The sequence below is a fragment of the Flammeovirga pectinis genome, assembly GCF_003970675.1.
GTDB lineage: Bacteria > Bacteroidota > Bacteroidia > Cytophagales > Flammeovirgaceae > Flammeovirga > Flammeovirga pectinis.
This window is the reverse complement of the sequence record NZ_CP034562.1, coordinates 4,702,309-4,724,649: the sequence shown is the minus strand read 5'-3', so window position 1 is coordinate 4,724,649 and position 22,341 is coordinate 4,702,309. Positions and strand designations below refer to the sequence as shown.

The following is a 22,341-nucleotide window of genomic DNA, read 5'->3' as shown; positions in this document are numbered from 1 at the left end:
TAGGTTTAACCAAAATCGAATTAAAGCTTAATGATGTAATTTACACCATAACTTACAGGTTGTGTCTCTTCATCAACGCCATCTCCAGTTGCAACACCAACACTACCACTTATAGTTGTAGAGTGATTATGATCTCCTGAAGATCCTGTTGATCTACTTATATTTTGTCTTTTTACTAGACCACCTCCATGGCGACCGATATTACCTGAACCACCTTCTCTAAATTTACTGTAGCTATGATTGTGGCTACCATTACTTGCAATGTCTACACTAAAATCGTTATCATGCCCATGGTCACCTAATTGATCTTTTTCATAGGAATTTAATCCAGGACCAGAAACAAATTCATTGTTACTATTTTGGTGTGTAGTATTTGTACCTGTACCTCTAAGATACATACCTCTTAAATCTGGTGCATTAGCCATTCCAATCATGTCTTTTAAATACGTACCTGTTGGAACTGAACTCCCATCACATAACATCCAACCTAATGGAACGTCTGTACCTGTAAATGGAACTATGGATCCAGAAGGTGCTCCGTTTAGTGCTGAAAAGGCATAAGGAACATAATTTATTATTTGTTCTGAAATTACGTTTTCAGTAGAGTTTACGACCATAGAAATGATCAATTTTAAATTAGCATCTTTGTAGGGTACAGTCTGTATAGAACCTGTAGTCACTGTTCCAGTGCCTATTTCATGATGGAAAACACCTTGTGAATTTGTAACTAATTGTTTTGTTTCAGAAAAGTAAGTCGACGATTTATTGTTACTAACTATTGTAAATTTAAAGTCTAATACTTTGTTAGGAATAGCAGCATGTAATGAATTTCGAGCTAGCCCTTGTACAACAAAGCCACCGCTTTGTGCAAATAGGTTACTATTAAGAAATAGTAATGCTATTAATATTATTGAGCGATAATGAGTCTTAAGTAGCATAAATGAATATTTTGATGGGTTATTTTTTCTGATAGCTTCTGCTATGCTAATTATAATTTAATGATGTAAGCTACACCATAACTTACTGGTCGAACTTCATTTCCGGTACCAGTACCATTCACGTTATTAATTGAACCTGAAACAGATGCTGTATGTTCATGATCTCCTGCAGATGAAGTGTTTGTACTTTCAGTACTTATTTCAGCACCTAAACCTGCAATATAGTTTAATATGCCATATTCGCTCGATCCTTCAATTCTTTCATAACTATGGGAGTGAGAACCTCCATTATCTACTGCTACAGCAATATTATCTGAATGGTTGTGTGGACCAATTTTATCTTTTTCAACATCATTTAAGGCAGGACCTTGAGGATATTCACTATTTGTATTTGTAAAAGTTTCGTTAGTACCTGCTCCCCTTACAAACATACCTCTTAAATCGGGTGCATTGTTCATTCCCAAAACATCTTTTAATGTTGTACCGGATGGAATTGAACTTCCATCACACATCATCCAGCCATTTGGAGCAGAACTTCCAACAAATGGAATTATTGACCCTGCAGGCAAACCATTGGCTGCTCTGTATGCATAAGGCACATAATTCATGGGTTTATCTGATATGATTTGTTGGTTACCATTATCATCTAAAGAGACAATTAATTTTAGATTACCAAGTGTATAAGGAGCATTTTTTAAATTGCCGGATTGATTATCACCTTGTCCAACAATATGAGAAAAAACACCGTAAGTATCCGTACGGATAGATTTTGTTTCACTGTAATATGTGGTAGATCCGTCGTTACTTTTTACTTGAAACGTAAAAGAAATCAATCGATCTCCAAGTGCTGCATGTCCATTATTTCTCGCTACACCTTGCACAACAAAACCATTTTGAGCTAGACTAAAAGAAGTAATAATTAGAAAACAGAAAAAGAATAATGAAACAATCTTTAGGCTTAATATTTTCATGGTCGTTAATTGGGTTAAAGACTATTCTTGGGTTTACAAATACAATAACGTAAATAAATGTAAAATAATTCCCACATAACTGTTTATATATAATTTTTCTGAAATCTATTCTTGATTGTATACAAGTACTACTATAAAAAAATGATTGATTTAATTAAATAATGAACTATTATAAAGTAGTCTGTGTAATTATAGGAGATAATTGTAACTAATTATTCTCTAGAAAAGACCAAAAGAAACTCGAAAGATTCTTTAATAACAACCCCAAAAATAACCCATTTATATCATGAAAATTAATTTGACCACTTCTTATTTTATGGAATGATATCCTATTTCATTGTTTAATACATAGTGTTATATGCTTAATTAAATAGTCAGTAAATAATTTACTCTTCTATTAATCACCAAAGATTACTAACTGTTATGAAAAGGTTATTCCTAATATTATTAACGCTTTCCCTCATTACTACACTACCTAATTATACTATTGCGTCAAATACAGAAGTAGAACAAGATGGTATAGAATGGGACGGTAACACATTTTCTGAATCAGATAATTTTGATGGAACTTTTCCATACTCTGTTTTTGCGAATGCAACAGGTTCTATTACTTTCTCGCCATTATTAGATGAAAATGATGGAAGCATCTATGATTTAGATGGTATTAGAGATGATTATATAAAATTAGGTTATGCTGAAGTAGAAAACCTACCAAAAGGTTTACGCTTGGAAGTTGTTCCTATTTCGGCTACAAGATTACAAATAACATTAGTTGATACAGCAAATTACCACACAGATAATTTAGATATATATAATTTAAAATTAACGCTTCTTGATGATGCGTTCCAAAATGGTAATGCAAGTAATTATTCAGGTACATCTAAAGTGTATAGTGTAAACTTTAGAAATGCCCCACCTATTACAGATAGTGATTTTGAAGTAATAAATTCAACTCAATTTATAGAAACCTCTGCAGACGATGGTGCAGTGGAAGGTATCCTTGTTTTAAATTTAGTTGGTGGTGATACTTTAGCAGGAATTATTGGTCAGGATTTAGTAGAAACAGGCTTTGTAAAACCCGTAAATATTCCAGAAGGTTTAACCCTTTCAGTAATTAGAAATAGTCTTACAGAAGTATCAATATCATTATTAGGAAATGCTGATAATCATGAAGATGTAAATGATATAAATTGTGGGTGGATTTTTGAAGATAGTGCATTCTTGAATGTTTCTAATAATGTGGTAGACTTTGCTGTTTCTGAAGAATACATAGAAATTGATTTTAGTACAATTGAAGTAAACCTAATTGAAGATAGTGATTTCATAATAACTTCAAGATTACCCTATGTAGAAAACGAATCCAATGATGGAAGTGTAAGTGGTAGTATGGTGTTAAATTTAACTGGTGGTGATAAGTTAAATGGTGCTATAGAAGCAGATTTAGTAACTCTTGGCTATGTAGTTCCTAATAATGTTCCCCAAGGTCTAACTCTTTCTGTTATTAAAAATTCAGATTATAAAGTTACAATTACTCTTACAGGAAATGCGGTAAACCATACCATAGAAGATGATGTTACCTTTGGTTGGACATTCCAAGACAATGCATTTGAAATATTGAATGCCGACGTTATAGATTATGCAGTTTATTTAGAAGCGAGTGGTATTAGCTTTATGACCGATGATCCACCGTTATTTACGGATAGTGATTTTATTGTAGTACAACAAGGTAATTTTAAAGAGAATGTAATTAACAATGGTACAATAGTAGGTTCTCTTGAATTATCATTAACAGGTGGCGATACTTTATCAGGACTTGTAGGAAATGATCTTGTAGCCTTAAATTATATTACACCAATAAATATTCCAGATGGATTAATTTTAAAAGCATTAAAAACATCTTCTACAAATGTAATTTTCTCTTTGAGTGGAACTGCTACAGATCATTCAGACCAAACAAAAAACTTTGGTTATTCTTTTAAAGACAGTGCGTTTGGAGAAATACCTGCAAGTGAGATTAACTTCTCTACAATATCAACGCTTTCTATTCTTTTTCATGATGGATATAATCCAGAAATAGCATTAACTACTTCATTAGCAGGTAATGCTACTTCTTTTACAGAAAGAGAACCTTATGATGGTGGTTTTGGTAACATGCAAGTTCATTTCAATTTAGTACATGATAAATTTATAGACAGTGTAGCTAATCTTATAGAAGTAAATAATCTACCAACAGGTTTAACTGCAACCTTTACAAGAACACACAATAAGTTACTAATAATGACAGTTAGCGGTACTGCAGATGCCCATGCTCCAAGTGATAGTATTACAACAACAATCACATTTTTAGATAGTGCATTTGTTGATTTTAAGAATACGCTAGTAGCAGGTTATACACAAGATATTCAGTTTAAATTTCAAGAATTTCAAGGTATCACTTTAGACAATTATTCGTTAAGTGAAAACCCAAGAAATGATGGTTCTATTGAAGGAAGTGTAATTATTAATTTATTAGGTGACGAAACGTTTAATGGATATAATGGAGAAGATTTCACTTCATTATCAAAAGTTATTTTCAGTAATCTACCAGAAGGTTTAGAAGGCAATGTTATTCGATTATCTGATACAAGTTTAGAGCTATCGTTTTTATACAGTGCAACTTCTCATAAAAAAGAAATTGATGACGTTAGTAATGTAGTAATCAGCGTTCAGAACTCAGCCTTTACATCAACTGTTTTTCCAACATTAGTAAATCAAACCATAAATAATTTTGAATTAAATTTTGTAGAAGCGCCAGTAACCCCTACGTTAACCTATAGCAAAAAAGTATTTACCGAGGATATGGATGATGAAGGTACAATTGAAAATGCAATTGTTGTATCATTATACAATGCAACTTTCTCTGACAGTATATCAACAAATAATATTGATGTTGATAACCTTCCTGATGGTTATGATGTAGAATTATCAAGAATTACAGCAACTCAATTAAGATTATCAATTAATGGTTCAACAGCTAATCATTTTGATAATGATGATGTTGAAGACTTAATTATTACTTTTAATGATAATGGTTTAGGAGCAATCAATAATCTTGAAATTACAACCATAGAGAACTATACATTTACCTCCAAAATCAATTATTCTGAGAAATATGGAGTGTATTGGGGTGATATGATTTTTGAAGAAGATACATCAACATATCTAGGAAATATTAAATCAAAACAACTGGTTCAAGTCAGTAATAGAAAGACTTTTATTGGAGCAATTGGTGATACACTTTCAGAATATATAAATGTTGCTAACATTCCTACAGGGTTATCAACAGAAATTGTAAAAGTATCAGATCAAATTATAGAATTATCTTTTACAGGAAAAGCTACAGAGAATGATTACACAAATACTACTTATAATGGAGCTATTATCCTGAAGAAAACCATTTTTACAGATGAAGACCTTACTTCTTTTGAAAACATTTCACATCAAGGAATTCAGTTTAATTTTTATGATACTCCAGGTGTAAATTATTCAAAAGATTATTTAAATGAGTCATTCAGTTTTGATGGTTCTATTACTGATTCTCTATTTTTATCAATACAAGGAGATATTCAATTTGTAACAGGGAATATAGATTTACTATCTGCTAGTCTTGCACAAATTACTGGAACACCTAATGGCTTAACAGCGCATATAGAATTAACTGATTCAGAAAACATCATTGTTTATTTTACCGGCAACGCTGTAGATCATGAAGATAACGACGATGTTACAGTATCTATTCAGCTTTTAGATCAATTGTTTGTAGACGGAACAAATGCTCATTTCTTTAATCTTCAGAAAGATATCAACATTAATTTTAGAGATTCTGCCCCTTATTTAGTTTGGGATGCAAATATATTTACAGAGAACAATATTGATGATGGTTCTTTGGTAGGGAGTAAAACAGTTACACTTGTTGGCGACACATTTAACGGAACAAATGGAAGTCCTATTTACACCTATTCAATCCAAAATGTACCAGATGGTTTAACAGCAATAATAACAAAAGTAGATGATAATAATTGTACGTTAACCTTTACAGGGAATGCTACAAACCATAATAATGTAGATGATGCAAATGATATACTAATCACATTTACAGAGGAGGCATTTGTTTCTACAGATGTTTCGGCATTCTTGGGATTAACCAATACAGATTATCCTATTGAACTTAACTTTAATGATACACCAATTACAGACAGTGATTTTGTTGTAGTGAGTTATTCTCAGTTTAAAGAGAACAGTAATAATAATGGTGTAGTTGAAGGAGAGTTAATAATGGACCTTACAGGAGGTGATGTTATTTTAGGAAAAATGGGTGTTAACCTAGTAGACCAAGGTTTAGTTGTGGCGAATAATGTACCAAATGGCTTAACATTAAATGTAGTGAAAAATAGTACTACGCAAGTAAAAATATTCTTTACGGGTAATGCATCTAGTTCACAAAGTACGGTAACTTTTGGATGGACCTTCTTAGATGCTGCTTTTGCTAATTTACCTGCAAGTACTATTGATTTAGCTATTTTGCCAAGTGCATACCAAATTGAATTTAATGATCCGAACCAAAGTGTTTTTGATGGTTCTACATGGTCTAACGGAGAACCTACTACTAAAACAAATGTAGTAATTGATCCGAATGTTACTTATACTATTACGAATGATATTATTGTCAACTCTGTAAACTTGGGTAGCAATAGTAAGATTAGTGTAAAGAAAGATGCTAGTATAACTGTAAATAATGATTTAGTGAATAATGGTGTGATTACCATTGAAAACGGTGGATTTTTACTCCAAACCGAAAATTCAGAATACCAAGGTACAGGTGTTGTAGAATACACTGTAAAAGGTACAGGTGTAGAAACGGTGTATAATTACTTTTCGAGTCCATTTAATTCGCATCAATCTTTTGGAGAAAATATTTATACTTATGATCCAACCATTCCTCAAACACATAGTTATACCGAATTAAATAAAGGATGGATTGCTCATAATGGAGCAATGGTACCTGGGCAAGGATATACAGCTACTAATGTTAGTCTTAAAAAGTTATCAGGAATTCCGAATAATAAAGATGTAACGGTAGCTGTTAAAAAGGGAGCACATACAGGTTTTAATTTATTAGGTAATCCATATATATCTCCAATTAGAGTAGATAGATTTATTGATGAGAATGGAGCCAAAGGAAGCAACTTAATTCAATCAGCAGTTTATTTCTGGGATCAGAATACTACAAATGGTTCTAATTTGATTTCTTCAGATTATGCAACATTTAAACCTGGTATTGGTGGAGTATCTGGTGGATCTGCAGATTTACCAAATGGGGAAATTGCTGTTGGGCAGGGATTTTATGTAGAAGCAAAATCTACAGGTAATATATCGTTTACCAACTCTATGCGTTCATCGAACAACCAACAGTTTTTTAGAGTGAAAAATGCAGCCGATTTTGCTAGAATGTGGTTGAATGTAGCACACGAAGATGGATATTTTAATCAGGTACTAGTTGCATTTAAAGAAGATGCATCTAATGAGTATGATGCTCAATTTGATGTAAAGAAGTTTATGGGTAATCCTGGCTTTTCTTTATACACAGGTATTGCATCAACAGAAGAGAAATATGTTATTAATGTCTTAGATGATTTTGATATTCAATCTAAAGAAATACCTGTAGGTTTAATTACTGCTCATGGTGGTGTACATAAATTTTCTGTACCAAACTGGGACAACATGGAGGATATTCCAATGTTGTTACTTGATAAAGAAACGGGTAAAGAATACAATTTAGAAGATGGTGAAGTGCATATAAATTTAACCGCAGGACAATATGAAGACCGTTTCTATTTAATATTTGAAGAGCATTCTGTTCTAAGTCTTGAAGATGATATTAAAGCATTAAAATTAGGTACTTCTTTAAGTCAGATTCATTTTAATACATCATCAAAAATTGAACAAGTAGAAATTTATACATTAGATGGAAGCCATGTACTTTCTTTAAAAGATATAGTGCCAAATAGTTCAGTACATCATTCATTAAAAAGAGGTTTATATATTATATCAGTAAACCAAAATAATAAAATTAGTAATTATAAAATGGCACTTAAATAGTTAAAGATTCTATTTGTAAATTATGATATTGAAGAATGGAGTTTGGTTTTTTTACTAAACTCCATTTTTTTGTGTCCATTAAACAAGTTCATTTATCTATACTTATATAAGATCAAAATAATCTCTATCAATCAACGTGTTACTCTATGAATACTGACTTAAAATATGCCTCTGTTTTTACCATTCTTACTTTAATAATTTCTTATGTATTTACTTTCTTTATTTTTTTTGAAGGAGAGAATATCAACTTAGTATCATTGGTAATGTTTGTACCAGCCATTGTTGGTTTGCTATTAAACTCAATTCGATTTAAATCATTTAAAAAAGTATTAGCACCAGTATTTCATAAAGTAAATTTAAAAGCACTAGCATTTTCGGTACTTTATCCAATCTTATTTATTGGTGTCATTTGTCTTGTAACATATACGTTAGGCTTATCAACATTAAATAAAGATAAACTGATAGAGTTAACGGTGCTTCCTAGTATTGCTAATGTTTTTATTGGCTTACTATTAGTATTTGGTGAAGAATATGGTTGGAGAGGTTTCTTATTAAAAACAGCAGCTGCTGCACATGGAAAAAACTTTGCAGCTATTGGGGTTGGTATTATTTGGGCATTATGGCATGCACCTATAGTATTGCAACTTGCATTTTTAACGAATGTAGAATATCCATTTGTATTAATGTTATTACAATTATGTGCTGTATTTATATTTTCTATGCCGTTTGCTTATGCCTATTTTAAATCAGATAGCATTGTTCCTCCTATCATTTTTCATTATGTATGGAACTACTTTAACCCTATTCTTCTAGGGAGTGTTTATTTTAATCAGACTGGTATTTTTGAAGGAAATATTACCCTTATAAACGGAGAAGGTTTAGCGGGTGTTCTTTTAGGTATTCCTTTCTTCTTATGGTTCTTAAAAACAAATAGTACTAAAGAGGTTGTTGAATATAAAAGCAATTGAGTTCAAGTTTAGGTCGTTTAATAAAGCATAGATTATAGAAGTGGATTAACTTTTGTACTTTTCAAAATCACTATGATTTTTATGACTTTATGCTAATTCAATTATGCGATTTCTATTACTATTTTTTTTACTTACTATAAGTTTATCAACCGCTGCATTTGATATAGTTTCTAGTGCAGATGCATTTTGTATAGATAATGCTCCATCAGAAGTATTTCTATTTCTGAATCATGAGCAAGAAGAGTCTTTTTTTAGTATAGAAGGATTAGAAGATTTTGGTACTTTAGCACAAGTAGATGTTATTAGCCCTATATCCACACGGTTAACAATAACTGTTGATAAAGCCAATTTAAAAGAACAGCTGTATACTTTAACTGTTTTTATGGAAGGTGATAATAATCTCATAACATCAAATACACTTACTATAGACGTATTTGGTAAAATAAATAGAGAAGTACTTTTCGATCCAAATAAAGACCTTGTTTATTCTTGTACCAATGTAACTATCAATTTTAAAACTCAAGGAGATAGCGTAACTAAAGAAGTAGTAAGAATTTATATAGATAATAAATTTTATAGAGAGCAAGAATTAGTATTGGACGAAAACAATAATGGAATTTTAGAAAACCTTCAGTTAGATAGATTGGAAGAAGATTCTCTTAATATTCAAATTTTTGTAGAATCTACTAGAGATTTTTCATGCACAAACTCCTTTTTAATAGAAGATGAAGAACTCCAAGTCGTACCTCCTATGCTAAAAGCTGTTATTGATCCAAACTATACTGTTTCACAGACGCTATATGGGGAGGTAACATTCTCATCAAATTCTATAAATAGTGATGTTCAGCTTTGGGAAATCTATGAAAATGATAAATTACTAGATACCATAGAAGGTTATAATAACGAAGATATCACTTATACATTTACTACTTCAAACCTTGAAAAGGGAGCAGTAAATCCTTTCAAAATATACAAAGTGATTTTAAAAGCATTAGATGCATCTTCTTCAGATATTTCTTGTCCATCTAATAGTGCTACTCTTGATAATATTGAAGTTCCGTACTTTCCAAGAGTAAAATTACCAACAGCAGTTACGTTAACATCAAATTCTAACGGAGATAATCAGTTTAGATTATTGGTACGAGATAATATAGAAATTAGATACTGTACGGTACAAATCTATTCTTCTTCAAACCAATTGGTATTTGAATCTGAAGATCCAGAATTTATTTTTGGTGATAATGAAACACTAACGTCCTCTTTATATACAGTTCTTTTAACTATTGAATACGAAGACAATTTAAAGGAAGCCATTCAAGCAACTTTTATTGTGACACCATAAATAACTAACACATGAAAACATTTTTACTACTCACCTACTTTTTACTACTACAAGTAACAATAATTAAAGCACAAGATATTATTTCTGCTACTCCATTATGGTTACCATCATCTCAGAACCCTGCCCTAGCAGGATCATCTTTTAATAAAGGGAATGTAGCTTTTCGTTACGCAACCATTAAAGGTGGTCTTAGCTATATTAATGTAGGTGGAGATTTAGGTATTCAGAAGGAAAAAAGAAATGGTTTAGGAATTGGTATTAATTATAATCAAATCACTTACCCTTTTAGTCAAGCAGATAATACCACAGAAGGTAATTTAAAACAACAAGCATTGTCTATTCCTATTTCAATGTTATTTAGAAATAAAGAAAGAGCCTTCTCTTTTGGTTTATCGTTAGGGTATTTACAATATAGTATTGACGATGATTTTGGTACGTACTATAGTCAGCTTAACCCAAATTCTTCTATTAATGGCAACTCCCCTTCTTATAGTTTATCAAATAGACAAGAGGCAACTTTTGATATTGGAGCAGGTATTAGTTTTTTTACACACGAGCATTTTTTAGTAAGCGTATCTGCTAAGCACTTGCAAAATTTTGTATCGTCGGAGAACGAAGTAAGTTTATTTAATCAATTACAACCTAGGATAGAGTTTTTAGGACAATATATTCTACACAATCCAATCTCTTCTTTAGGTCTTATATCTACCGCCGGTTATTTCTGGGAGAACAATAGTCAGCAGGCTTATTTATCTGTAGAAGGAAAAATAGAAATAATAAGTTTAGGTGGAGGGTGGATTCCTAATTTTTCGGAGAATGTAATAGACAATAGATATTTTATAACTTCTTCAGTTGATATTCCTATAGGAGAAAAAGCTACTTTATCGAGAAGAGGTAGAATAGAAAAAGCAAAGAATATTGTTGGTCTAAAGTTGGTTTATTATCCAAGTATTTCAAATAACTCACTGATTTACCCTACAGTAGAGTTTACTTTATCGGCCAAATTATCAAATGACAAATTTAAGAAACAACTAAAACACTTAACATCTCTTCCAACTTTATAAGAAAAACAGGCAATTAGTGTTAAATCATTTTACATAACTTTTTACATTTCACCTCTTATGGTGTTAATCAATGTAAATAAACGACAACACCTTGTTAAGTTGGTTAAATCACTGATCATCAAAAAGAAATAATTGTACATTAAAATTACCGAAGAGGCCTCTTCTTTTAAAATAATCTGTTCACATAGACGGTACTACGCAAGTATGCCTAAAATTTAATGTACTATGATTGATATTTTAAAACTAATTGGTCCCGAAGGTATACTCTTCTTCTTCGTGACACTCCTCATTGTACTTGTTCAACTCTTCAGGTACATCATTAAAAAACGGGAGGCTACTCCTACGCATCTTAGGAATGATTTGCAAAAAAAGTACGACAGCGTAAACTTAGATAAATACACTAGCTTTTTTAGAATGGTTGGTTTATCTATTGCTATGGTTACGCTATTAGCTGCTTTTGAATATCCTACCCCTAGATCTGTAATTTTAGACGATTGGGAAGCACAAAACCTTATAGATGAAACTCTTTTTGATTCGTCTTTTGTGATTCCAGAGCCTGTTTTACCAAAGGTAAAGCCAATACCTAAAGTTATAACTATTATTGAAGTTGATGACCCTAAAGATGTCACTGATATTATAATAGATATTCCTGAAGATTTCACTTCAGAAACAGAAATTGAAGATCCTGTAGAAAATTTTAATGAACCAGATGAAGAAGTTATCACTGAGTTTGTAACTATTGCTGAGCAAAATGCTTCTTTTAAAGGTGGAATGGGTAAGTTCTATAAATGGTTAGGTAGACGAATAAAGTACCCTGCCCAAGCAAAACGAATGGGCGTTGAAGGAAAAGTTTTTGTTCAGTTTATAATAGAACTTGACGGTAAACTCTCTAATGTAAAAGTAGTAAGAGGAATTGGTGGTGGTTGCGATGAAGAGGCTGTAAGAGTCCTCAAATCATCGCCAGATTGGAAACCTGCTCAACAAAGAGGTAGAGCTGTTAGGATGCAAATGGTTATCCCAATTTCTTTTCAATTGAACTAAATATTAACCGATTCTGTATGAATAAATAAGTAAGGAACTATTATCCGTTTTTTCTTACTAATCCGTAATCGTAAATGCATCAATATTTTTAATAATGTTGATGCATTTTTATTTTACAGTAACCGATAGTTTTTCTTGTAATTCCTTTTTTCTTTTTAGTGTAGCTACCTCTTTACTCAAAGCCGTTTGATAATACTCAGAGGCTGTTTTCCAATTATTATTCTTAGCATAATAATCACCAATTATCTCATAACTTTCGTATGCTGCTGGATTTAGACCTATAAATTCTTGTATCTCATCATCAGTAAGTTTCTCTAAATCATAATTCCAATTCTTATATTTTTTAGCAAGTGCTTTAAAGGCTGTAAAGTTTTTAAAATCGGTTGTTTCCATAAACTCATCTTTAGGAATGTGTTTATTGGTAATAGATAAAGAAATTGGAGGGGGATAATTTTCTGTACCCTGAAAAACAGAGTCTAAATTATAACAAATGTATTCGTCTAATTGAGAATGATGTGCAGCCACCCACATCTCTTTACTTAAAGGTTTAAATATTACAGAATGATGTAGATTTAAAGTATTTATTGACTTCTGATTTCCGTACCCAATATCCTGATTTTCTATTCCTTTTGTGTCTCTTAAAATTCGAGCAATATCAATTACAGATAAATGTTGTCTTTCAGCCAATAATTCGGTTAATCTAATTGCTCTATATTGTGTAGCATTTTCTTCGTTATAAATTTTGGCAGGGAGTAAAGATGGTGTTTGAAGGTGATTTGTAACAATCAGTTCATCGGTTCTCATATGTAAAGAATCAATACCAGTGGGTGTTTTTTCTATGAGAATGGCAGTAGTATCGAATGCAGAAGAAACCAATATAGATTCAGAAATATAGGCTTCTTTAGTAAAAGCAATATTATAAGCTTCGTCTACGGTAAGTGCATATTGTAAAATTTCTCTTGCTATTAACGACATAGGCATTGTTGCAGCAAGTGGAAATTTAGATTCAACAGCATTAATGCTCACTGTTAAACCTGTTTCGTTCATGCCCGAAACTGCTCCAATAAAACCGCCCCAACTAACAGAGGCATATTTAAAACCTTCTTGTGGTTTTACAAAGTGTATTATTTTTTGTTGATCAAATTCTTTACCTAGAGAGAAATCAAAATTTCTACCTACAAGAACATCATTGTCTAACGTTTTTTTACCTTTTATGGCAAAGGCTGTATTTCCTTTTACCTCAACATCTTCAAAAGAATGTTCAATATCATAAATACCATGGTAGTTTAATATTCTCTGATAAGGCGTTCCAAAATCGTTATATTTAGCAGAAGCATTTAAAGAAATACCATACATTTCTTTACAGTATTCTGGTAAAATTCTATTATCAAGATGGCGGTTATAAAGTGCATTTAAAACTCTAATTACACTAACGCTTTTACTCGGTGACTTTTCAGATATTTTTTCAATAAAGATACGTTCTTGCTTTTGTAAAATATCCTGACTTAGTTTTCCTGTACTATAACCAATCTCAAAAGGAGTACCTTCTGTGTAAAGCTCCCAAATTCCCTCCTTCTTTTTATTAATGAAATTATTTTTTAGTACAAAACGTGTACTACTTAAAGTATCAACTTTTAATGTTGTGATAGATGTATCAGTAATTTCTGGATGTGGAATATTTATCCAAGATTCTACCCATACAAAAAGGATTAAAATTAATAGAGAGAGTGCTATGCCTAGTTTTCTCATGAAGTAAAAAAGTATTTTGGGTTTAGAAAGTAATGCATTAACTAAATATACAAATTTTGGTAGTATTTCTTAATGCAATAATTCATCAAAAAGCACGATCACCGTACAGTAATCGTGCTTTCTTAGATTTTTTTAGAAGTATATTCTAATTATCTGATAATGTAAATATTCCTTCAAACTTAAAGAATACTTTATCATCTGTAGAAATTTCAGCACTAACTCCTATATTTTTTTCAGAGTAACTTTTAGTGTTGATAAACATATCTACAACACTTTGTTCTTCTGGTTTAAACAAAGAAATCAACTTAATTTTATTTGCTGATGAGATAGAGCAGTGTACATTCTCTTTGTTCTCATAAATCTTTTTTACTAGTTCCATCATACTAGCCTCAGGCGTATCAGTTTCTGTTCCTAATAGCGTATTCTGATTTACTTTAAATTGAGCCTCGATAGTTTGTTCATTCTTTTTGATGGTATCTATCTGTAAAAACTTAGTAGCGTCTAACATATTAATTAGTGTATTTTAGTTAGAGAATTTGATCTCTTTAAACAGTGTTATAAACCTTGTTTAAAGTATTGTCAAAAATTGATTTTTTTGAATTACATCTTGTAATTCCTGCCAATTGTGTGCCCAAAGATAACAAAGGGTTTTGATTTATAAGATGTTGAGATAATAATATATACATATAGCATCTATTGTAGAAGTGTGTATTCATTTATAAAGTAGTTGATGTGATATGAAATTTTATTATTCAATCTTCTGTTATCTCATTTTTATTAGAATATCTTTGTCTACTGTAATGAATTAACTATTTATGAGTATAAAAAAACATATCTGGTATTGGGTTAAACGGGTAATTTTACTGCTATTTATAGGAGTGATAACTTTCTTAGGATATTATCACAGAGAAGCAACCTATGGTATTCGTCAAGGTTTAGGGCAATTAGATATTATGTTTAATGCTAAACCCCTTGCGGTTTATTTAGCCGATACTTCTTTTACAGAAGAGCAGAAAAGTAAGATTAGACTAATTCAGGAGATACGTCAGTTTACCGTAGACTCTCTAGGTCTAGATAAATCGAATAGCTATACCAAATTATATGATCAACACGGTAATCCAATTCTTTGGACAGTAACAGCTTGTGCTCCTTTTATTTTTGAAGCAAAAAGATGGTCCTTCCCTATTTTTGGAACATTTTCTTATAAAGGTTTTTTTGACAAACAATTGGCAAAACAAGCTAGAGATAAATTAAGAGATGAAGGTTTCGATGCCGAAGTTGGAGAAGTGTCTGCTTGGTCTACTTTAGGAGTTTTGAATGATCCTATATTATCAAATATGCTCAATAGAAGTGTAGGCAGTTTATCTCGTTTAATAATTCATGAGCTAACCCATGGTACCCTCTATGTTAAAAATAGTGTTTCATATAATGAGAACTTAGCAGATTTTGTAGGTGACGAAGGTGCTAAAAGATTTTTAATTTATAAATATGGTAGGCACTCCATAGAATACGTAAAATATATGGCAAGGAAAGAAGACCGTAAAGTGTTTTCAGAATATATATTGAAAGGAACAAAAGAGCTTGATAGTTTGTATTTATCTTTTCCAGAAAATATGGATGTGAATCAAAAACTTGAATTGAAAAGCAAGAAAATTACAGAAATAACAAAAGGTATACAGCACCTTCAATTTGCAAACGATCGCTACTGTGATTATTTCTCAGACTTCACTCCTAATAATACTTTCTTTATGGGTTTTAAAAGGTATAGAGGAAAGCAGAATGAATTTAAAGAAGAGTTTGATAATCAATTTAATGGCGATTTTCATGCTTATATGACTTATTTGAAAGAGACTTATAAACCATTGTTTTAGAATAGAAAAGCGGTTGCCTCTAAATCTTAGGAGCAACCGCTTTTTATATATATCTAATTGATTTTCAAATCAACCTTTACCTTTATCATTAGACGTTTGTTGTCTTAAATGGTTCAAGACATCAATCTTAGTAATAAGCCCAACAAACTTACTATCGTTCATTAAAATAGCCACCATTCCATCACGGAAGATTTCCATTAAACGGTCAATACTATCAGATGCATCAATTACTACTAAATTACTGGTCATGTATTCTGCAACAAAACGCTCAAAGGCAGATTCATCATCATAAACGCTAAAAAGAATATCAGACTCATCAATAATACCTAAGATACTATCACCATCCATAATTGGAAGTTGAGAGATATCATGCGTTTTCATCTTTTTATAAGCATCTAAAAGCGTATCTTCAATACTTGCCGTTACTACCTCACCTCTATCATAATAATTAGAAATAAGATCACGTAAATCGCCAAAAGTCTCTTTTTCGATAAAGCCTTTTTCCTTCATCCAATTATCGTTAAATAATTTTGAGAAGTACTTGTTACCACTATCACAAACAAAAGTAACTACACGTTTTGGTGCTGTTTGCTCACGGCAATATTTTAAAGCTGCAGCAATTAAAGTTCCGGAAGACGATCCTGCTAGAATTCCTTCTTTTATTAAAACTTCACGAGCAGTATTAAAACTTTCTTTATCTGAAATAGAATAGGCCGTCTTTGTCATAGAGAAGTCGGCAATATCAGGAATAAAATCCTCGCCAATACCTTCTACATACCAAGAACCAGCTTCTCCGTATTTTCCTGTATCTATATAATCTTTTAAGATTGATCCTTCTGGATCTGCAAGTACTAAATCTGTAGTAGGGCTTTCTTTTTTGAAAAATGCAGCCATACCAGAAATTGTTCCCGAAGAACCCACACCAGAAACAACAGCATCTACTTTACCATCCATCTGATTAAAAATTTCTGGAGCAGTAGTTAATTCGTGTGCTAAAGAGTTATCTGGGTTAGAGAACTGGTCTATATAATAGTATCCCTTTTCTTTAGAGATACGCAAAGCCATATCTTGATAATATTCTGGGTGACCTTTACCAACATCAGATCGTGTTTGTAAAACTTCTACTCCCATAGCTTTTAAGTGAGCTACTTTTTCTCCACTCATCTTATCGGGCATCACTAAAATTAGTTTATAGCCTTTAAGAATAGCAATTAAAGCTAACCCTAAACCAGTATTACCTGCGGTTGCTTCTATTAAAATATCACCAGGTTTAATTTTTCCTGCTTTTTCAGCATTCTCAATCATACTTAAAGCAATACGATCTTTAATAGATCCACCTGGGTTCTGGTTTTCTAGCTTTAAATACAATTCACAATTGCCTGTATCTATATTACTAACTTTTACGATAGGAGTATTTCCAATCAGAGAAATAAGGTCATGTTGTTTTTTGTTCATCTTTCTCGCACTTGTATGTTCCACAATTCGACAAATTTTGACAAAAATACACAACATGATTTGATAAGTAGGTTTAAATATGTTAACGATTTTGATTATTTAAAGGATAGTAGAAAAAACAAATGTTACATAATGTATCAATGTTGATTTATTAACCAATAAAATGATTTTATTTTAAACTTTGTTAGTTTTTTTATTTTTGAAAATGTATATTTGTTCAAATATTTATCGGTAATGGTTTCAAAATTGAGATTTTTGATAGATATTTATGTAAAAGTCAAAAATAATTGACATTCTTAAGAACTACGTACTTGTATTACGTTCTTCTCCCCTAAGTTTGTAATATAATCAATGAGGAAACGACTTGATTTTTACAAAAAATATAACTTACACCATTAAATATATATTATCATGGCTGCGGATAAAGGTCAAGGCACAGAAAAATTAAAAGCATTAGAAACAACTATTGCTAAGTTGGATAAACAATTTGGTAAAGGGTCTGTTATGAAAATGACAGATGATAGTGTTGTTGATGTACCAGTAATCTCAACTGGTTCATTAGGTTTAGATTTAGCGTTAGGTGTTGGAGGTATTCCTAAAGGTCGTATTATTGAAGTTTACGGACCTGAATCTTCTGGTAAAACAACATTAACGTTGCACATGATTGCCGAAGCACAAAAGCAAGGTGGTATGGCTGCTTTTGTTGATGCAGAACATGCATTTGATAAAATATATGCTGAAAAATTAGGCATAGATATGGAACGCCTTTTGGTTGCTCAGCCAGATCATGGTGAGCAAGCATTAGAAATTGCGGAACAACTAGTACGTTCTGGTGCTATTGATATATTGGTAATTGATTCTGTGGCTGCCTTAGTACCAAAAGCAGAATTAGAAGGTGATATGGGTGATAGTAAAATGGGTCTTCATGCTCGTTTAATGTCACAAGCATTACGTAAAATTACAGGAGCAATAAGTAAAACAAATTGTTCTATGATCTTCATTAACCAGTTACGTGAAAAAATTGGTGTAATGTTCGGTAACCCAGAAACAACAACTGGTGGTAATGCTTTAAAATATTATGCTTCTGTACGTTTAGATATCCGTCGTATTGGTGCGATCAAAGAATCAGCAGATAATATTACAGGTAACCGTACAAGAGTTAAAATTCAGAAGAATAAAGTAGCTCCTCCATTTAAACAAACAGAATTCGATATTATCTATGGCGAAGGTATTTCTCGTGCAGGGGAAGTATTAGATATGGCTGTAGAATTCGAAATTGTAAATAAAGCAGGTTCATGGTTCTCGTATAGTGGTTCTAAATTAGGCCAAGGTAGAGAAACTGTAAAAGAGTTAATTAAAAATAACCCTGAACTAATGGATGAGTTAGAAGATAAAATTAGAACTCAAGTTTTTGGTGGGGCAGTTGAAGAAGAAGCTCCAGAAGTAGCTCCAGAAGCTGCTGAGTAAAAATAAAACGAGCATTTTTATTGAATAGAGATAGATTTTCTAAGTAAAAAAATGTAAGTAATTAAATGCTCTAACCATATTTGGTTAGGGCATTTTTTATAACCTGATTTATATAAAATAAATCAATATTAGATTTCAAGAATACCTTTTATTTTATTAGAAATAAGAGTATTATCAAGTTCTGTGTTTTTAATACAGAAGCTTTTATATAAACCATCTTTTAAAAACTTATCAGCTATAATAAATAATTGATGATGACTTTCCGATGGAATAAAGGCAACTTCAACAAAATTGATAGTGAATGCTTCACTATTTAAAGGGTTAGGTTTGAAGATGTATTTTTGATAAACGCCACTTTCTGATTTAAACCCTTTACCTTCAAGGTAGCCAATTTCAATAGCTGTTTTTTCAAGTATAAAACCACATCTGCTCATACTTTCAATAAAAGCAGAAATAAATGATGTAGAAGTACATCAAATTTTGTTTTTCTTTTAGTATCAAAAGACGAGTCTAAATTGATGTAAGTTTTAAATTCTATTTTGCTTTTATTTTCTACTTGTGTCAGTAGTTTAGTGATAGGAGTTTCTTTATCCAAAACACCTTCAAATGGTATTGTTTTTACTTCTTCAGGCTGGAGAATGAAATCATATTTTAAATACCAAGATACTATTGTATGTTCTTCAAAAACTTGTCTCCTTTCTTTTTCGTGAAGATGTACTCTTTCCGAAATAGTATTTAAGTCGATTTCAATACCAGAAATTGCCTGTTCTATTTTTCCTCCTTGAACAGTAATATCTAATTTAAAAGGTTTACTTGGCATTAAATGTTCTGTAAGCACTTTTGTTTTGACACTAGCACCTCCAATGCCAATTTTAGCTAAGAATTTATTGAACATGGTTTTAAAAAATAGGTTTAATGTTTCGAATTTTAGTTGAAATAAATATAGAATAATAAAAACTATTTTTTATAAATCACGCAGTACTTCAGAAGGGTTAGTATTGACTACTTTCCAACAAATTTTAGTAATGGTAACAATGGATAGTAAAGCGATAAATCCACCCAAAATAAACCAAGCGATATAATCAATGCTAATTCTATTAGGGAAGCTAGATAACCAATCATTACCAAAGTAGTTGGCAATCGGAATAGCTATTAGGAAAGAAAGTAAAATCCATTGTAAATAGCTTTTGTTGAAAAGAAGTATAACTTGTCCTCTTGTTGCTCCATTTACTCTTCGGAGACTTACTTCTTTGGTACGTTTTAAAACTGAAAAACGAGTGATTCCCCATAGTCCTGCAATCGCAATCAATAAGGTGATAATACCAAAGAATAAACCGACTTGCTGTTGTCCTTGAAGCCAATTGTAGTTGTTCATTAAAGCATTATCATAGAAGAAAACTTGTGTTCTGATATCTGGATGATCCTTTTTCCATAAATCCTCTATTTTATGAGCAAAAGAAATAGGGTTTGCAGAAGAATATTTAATATTGATATATCTGAAACCACCCCAATCTTTGTAGGGATAAGTAGAGATAATTAAAGGCATTTCTTCTTTTGTAAGATCATTAAAAGAAAAATCAGAAACGATACCAACGACTTTAAAATCATCCTCATTTCTCTGCACTTTTGTTCCTAGTCCTTCCCATCCATCTAACTTTGTAAAAGCATCATTTACGAGATACTGATGTTTATTTATATTGGGATTAGAGGTGAATGTTTCTCCATCCTTTATTTTTAAACCAAAACAATCTAAGAAATCTGTATCCACAAATAAGGCAGAGCAATTCGGAAATTTTTCAGAGTCACCAATTTTATAACCATTCTGAGTCAATCCTAATCCAATCATTTGAGAAGAAAAAGATACCGTTTCTACACCCGCAATTTTCTTTACTTCTTGCTTAAAAGTATCCAACTCTTTTTGTGGTAAATCTCTTAGTGCTTTTAAGTTTAAAGCAAGTACATTTTCATGTTGAAAACCAAGGTCTTTTTTCAATAAATATTGATGTTGATTGTAAATAGTAAGACCAATAAATGACAGAATAAATACCATTGCGAATTGTAAAATAAGAATGGCTTTCTCTCCTCTTCCTTTAGAATTGAAAAGTTGAGTGTTTCCATTTAAACTACTGACTAAAGATGACTTTTTGACTCCTCTTAAAGAAGTATAACTCAGTAAAAAAGTAAGAAGCCCACCTACTCCAAAATAGAATAAAAGAATCAGTAAAGGATAATTTGATAGTTGTACTTGGGTATTGAGTTGTTGATTTAAGAAAGGTAAAATAAGGATTAGCCCTAGGAAAGAAACAAAGACTGCAAAAGCAATCATTAGGCTAACTTCGACACTAGTAGAAAACAAGATATCTCGTTGGTGGGCTCCGTAGATTTTCATAAGAGATAATGTTTGTACCTCTTCATCTTTTTGAGCTGTATATAAAACTGTAAAATTAAGTAAGGATAAGGCTAAAATGATGATACCAATGGAAATGATCACCCAATAATTTTCATACGATCTTGAGGTATCAACATCATATTCTAAATGAGATGACTTTAAATGAATATCAGTTATAGGTTGTATTGAAGCGACTACTGAATAATTGTCCTCTTCATATTTATCTTTTAGTATTTTATTGATTTTGGCTAAAGAATTAGGAATCTCATTTTCATGTTTAAATTTTAAATATAAGTTGAAAACACTACCACCACCCCATCCTAAAAAGTAGTCGTTGGCTTTCATAAATTCAATGGAAGTCAAAACATCATATTGTAGATGACTATTGGTAGGCTGATCTTGAAAAATACCTTTGATCAAAAATTGATCTCCATAGATTTCTACCTCTTTACCAATAGGATCTTCATTAGGATAAAAACGCTGAGCGAACGAAGAAGAAATAAGAATATCTTCTTTGTTTTTTAAAGCTGTTTCTTTGTTTCCTTTAAGTAATGGAATATTAAAAAAATGAAGGTAGTGATTATTCGTAACCGACATTTTTATCCCTTTGTAATTCTCATTATTGAGATAAAAAGAATTGGATTCAAATGGGTTATCGATGATAGCGTAATCCTCAATATTATCAATATCTTCTTTAAAATTTGCTCCATGAGGATAATTGGCGTGTGCATGATTATAAATCTTACCATTCCAATTGAGTTTATAGTTTACTCTATAAATGTCTTCATTATAGTAATTATCAAAGTTTGTTTCTAGATGATAAAACAGGAAAATAAATAAAGCACTACCTAACCCTAAAGTCAACCCTAGAAGATTGATAAGCGTGTTTTGATAGTTCTTCCATAAATTCCGAATCGCTAAATTAAAATAAATCTTATACATGACAAT

The 22,341-nt window shown here is 31.4% G+C and carries 15 protein-coding genes; 7 read left to right on the top strand and 8 right to left on the bottom strand.

What is annotated here, in order from left to right; translation table 11 throughout:
- Positions 1–20: 20 nt before the first annotated feature.
- A complete protein-coding gene (locus EI427_RS18660) occupies positions 21–938 on the bottom strand; it encodes a tail fiber protein (protein ID WP_126617598.1) in 918 nt (305 codons plus the stop codon).
- Between the two features lie 50 nt (positions 939–988).
- Positions 989–1,909 (bottom strand): tail fiber protein, encoded by a 921-nt coding sequence (locus EI427_RS18655; RefSeq protein WP_126617596.1) that lies wholly within the window; start codon positions 1,907–1,909, stop codon positions 989–991.
- Positions 1,910–2,332: 423 nt separating this feature from the next.
- Between EI427_RS18655 and EI427_RS18650 the strand changes: the two genes are divergently transcribed.
- The 5 genes from EI427_RS18650 (at position 2,333) to EI427_RS18630 (ending at position 12,462) form a co-directional block, all read left to right on the top strand.
- Complete coding sequence (locus EI427_RS18650) at positions 2,333–8,047, top strand: T9SS type A sorting domain-containing protein (protein ID WP_126617594.1); 5,715 nt, start codon at positions 2,333–2,335, stop codon at positions 8,045–8,047.
- Positions 8,048–8,193: 146 nt separating this feature from the next.
- Positions 8,194–9,015 carry a CPBP family intramembrane glutamic endopeptidase gene (locus tag EI427_RS18645; protein ID WP_126617591.1) on the top strand — a complete coding sequence of 274 codons (822 nt, stop codon included), beginning with the start codon at positions 8,194–8,196 and terminating at the stop codon, positions 9,013–9,015.
- Positions 9,016–9,118: 103 nt separating this feature from the next.
- Positions 9,119–10,357: a hypothetical protein gene (locus tag EI427_RS18640; protein WP_126617589.1), complete on the top strand. Its 1,239-nt coding sequence runs from the start codon at positions 9,119–9,121 to the stop codon at positions 10,355–10,357.
- A gap of 11 nt (positions 10,358–10,368) precedes the next feature.
- Positions 10,369–11,421 carry a type IX secretion system membrane protein PorP/SprF gene (locus EI427_RS18635; RefSeq protein ID WP_126617587.1) on the top strand — a complete coding sequence of 351 codons (1,053 nt, stop codon included), beginning with the start codon at positions 10,369–10,371 and terminating at the stop codon, positions 11,419–11,421.
- Positions 11,422–11,646: 225 nt separating this feature from the next.
- Positions 11,647–12,462: an energy transducer TonB gene (locus EI427_RS18630; RefSeq protein WP_126617585.1), complete on the top strand. Its 816-nt coding sequence runs from the start codon at positions 11,647–11,649 to the stop codon at positions 12,460–12,462.
- Positions 12,463–12,570: 108 nt separating this feature from the next.
- Here EI427_RS18630 and EI427_RS18625 read toward each other — a convergent pair whose 3' ends face one another.
- Both EI427_RS18625 and EI427_RS18620 read right to left on the bottom strand, forming a co-directional pair.
- Entirely contained in the window at positions 12,571–14,211 is a 1,641-nt protein-coding gene (locus EI427_RS18625) for a C45 family autoproteolytic acyltransferase/hydolase (RefSeq protein WP_126617583.1), read from the bottom strand.
- A 145-nt stretch (positions 14,212–14,356) separates the two neighbouring features.
- Entirely contained in the window at positions 14,357–14,719 is a 363-nt protein-coding gene (locus tag EI427_RS18620; RefSeq protein WP_126617581.1) for a hypothetical protein, read from the bottom strand.
- Between the two features lie 307 nt (positions 14,720–15,026).
- On the opposite strand from EI427_RS18620, the gene EI427_RS18615 reads away from it, so the two are divergent.
- A complete protein-coding gene (locus EI427_RS18615) occupies positions 15,027–16,082 on the top strand; it encodes an aminopeptidase (protein ID WP_126617579.1) in 1,056 nt (351 codons plus the stop codon).
- Positions 16,083–16,151: 69 nt separating this feature from the next.
- On the opposite strand, the gene EI427_RS18610 is transcribed toward EI427_RS18615, so the two are convergent.
- Positions 16,152–17,537 carry a pyridoxal-phosphate dependent enzyme gene (locus EI427_RS18610; RefSeq protein ID WP_126617577.1) on the bottom strand — a complete coding sequence of 462 codons (1,386 nt, stop codon included), beginning with the start codon at positions 17,535–17,537 and terminating at the stop codon, positions 16,152–16,154.
- A 411-nt stretch (positions 17,538–17,948) separates the two neighbouring features.
- On the opposite strand from EI427_RS18610, the gene recA reads away from it, so the two are divergent.
- Positions 17,949–19,004 (top strand): recombinase RecA, encoded by a 1,056-nt coding sequence (gene recA, locus EI427_RS18605; protein ID WP_126617575.1) that lies wholly within the window; start codon positions 17,949–17,951, stop codon positions 19,002–19,004.
- Between the two features lie 128 nt (positions 19,005–19,132).
- Here the strand turns inward: recA and EI427_RS26360 are convergent, their stop codons facing one another.
- The 3 genes from EI427_RS26360 to EI427_RS18590 form a co-directional block, all read right to left on the bottom strand.
- Positions 19,133–19,438 carry a hypothetical protein gene (locus EI427_RS26360; RefSeq protein ID WP_126617573.1) on the bottom strand — a complete coding sequence of 102 codons (306 nt, stop codon included), beginning with the start codon at positions 19,436–19,438 and terminating at the stop codon, positions 19,133–19,135.
- Positions 19,435–19,899 carry a sporulation protein gene (locus EI427_RS26355; protein ID WP_126617571.1) on the bottom strand — a complete coding sequence of 155 codons (465 nt, stop codon included), beginning with the start codon at positions 19,897–19,899 and terminating at the stop codon, positions 19,435–19,437. The genes EI427_RS26360 and EI427_RS26355 overlap by 4 nt, the downstream gene beginning before the upstream one ends.
- A gap of 69 nt (positions 19,900–19,968) precedes the next feature.
- The gene (locus EI427_RS18590; protein ID WP_126617569.1) at positions 19,969–22,335 is read right to left on the bottom strand and encodes an ABC transporter permease; all 2,367 of its coding nucleotides are present in this window, start codon (positions 22,333–22,335) and stop codon (positions 19,969–19,971) included.
- Positions 22,336–22,341: the final 6 nt, after the last annotated feature.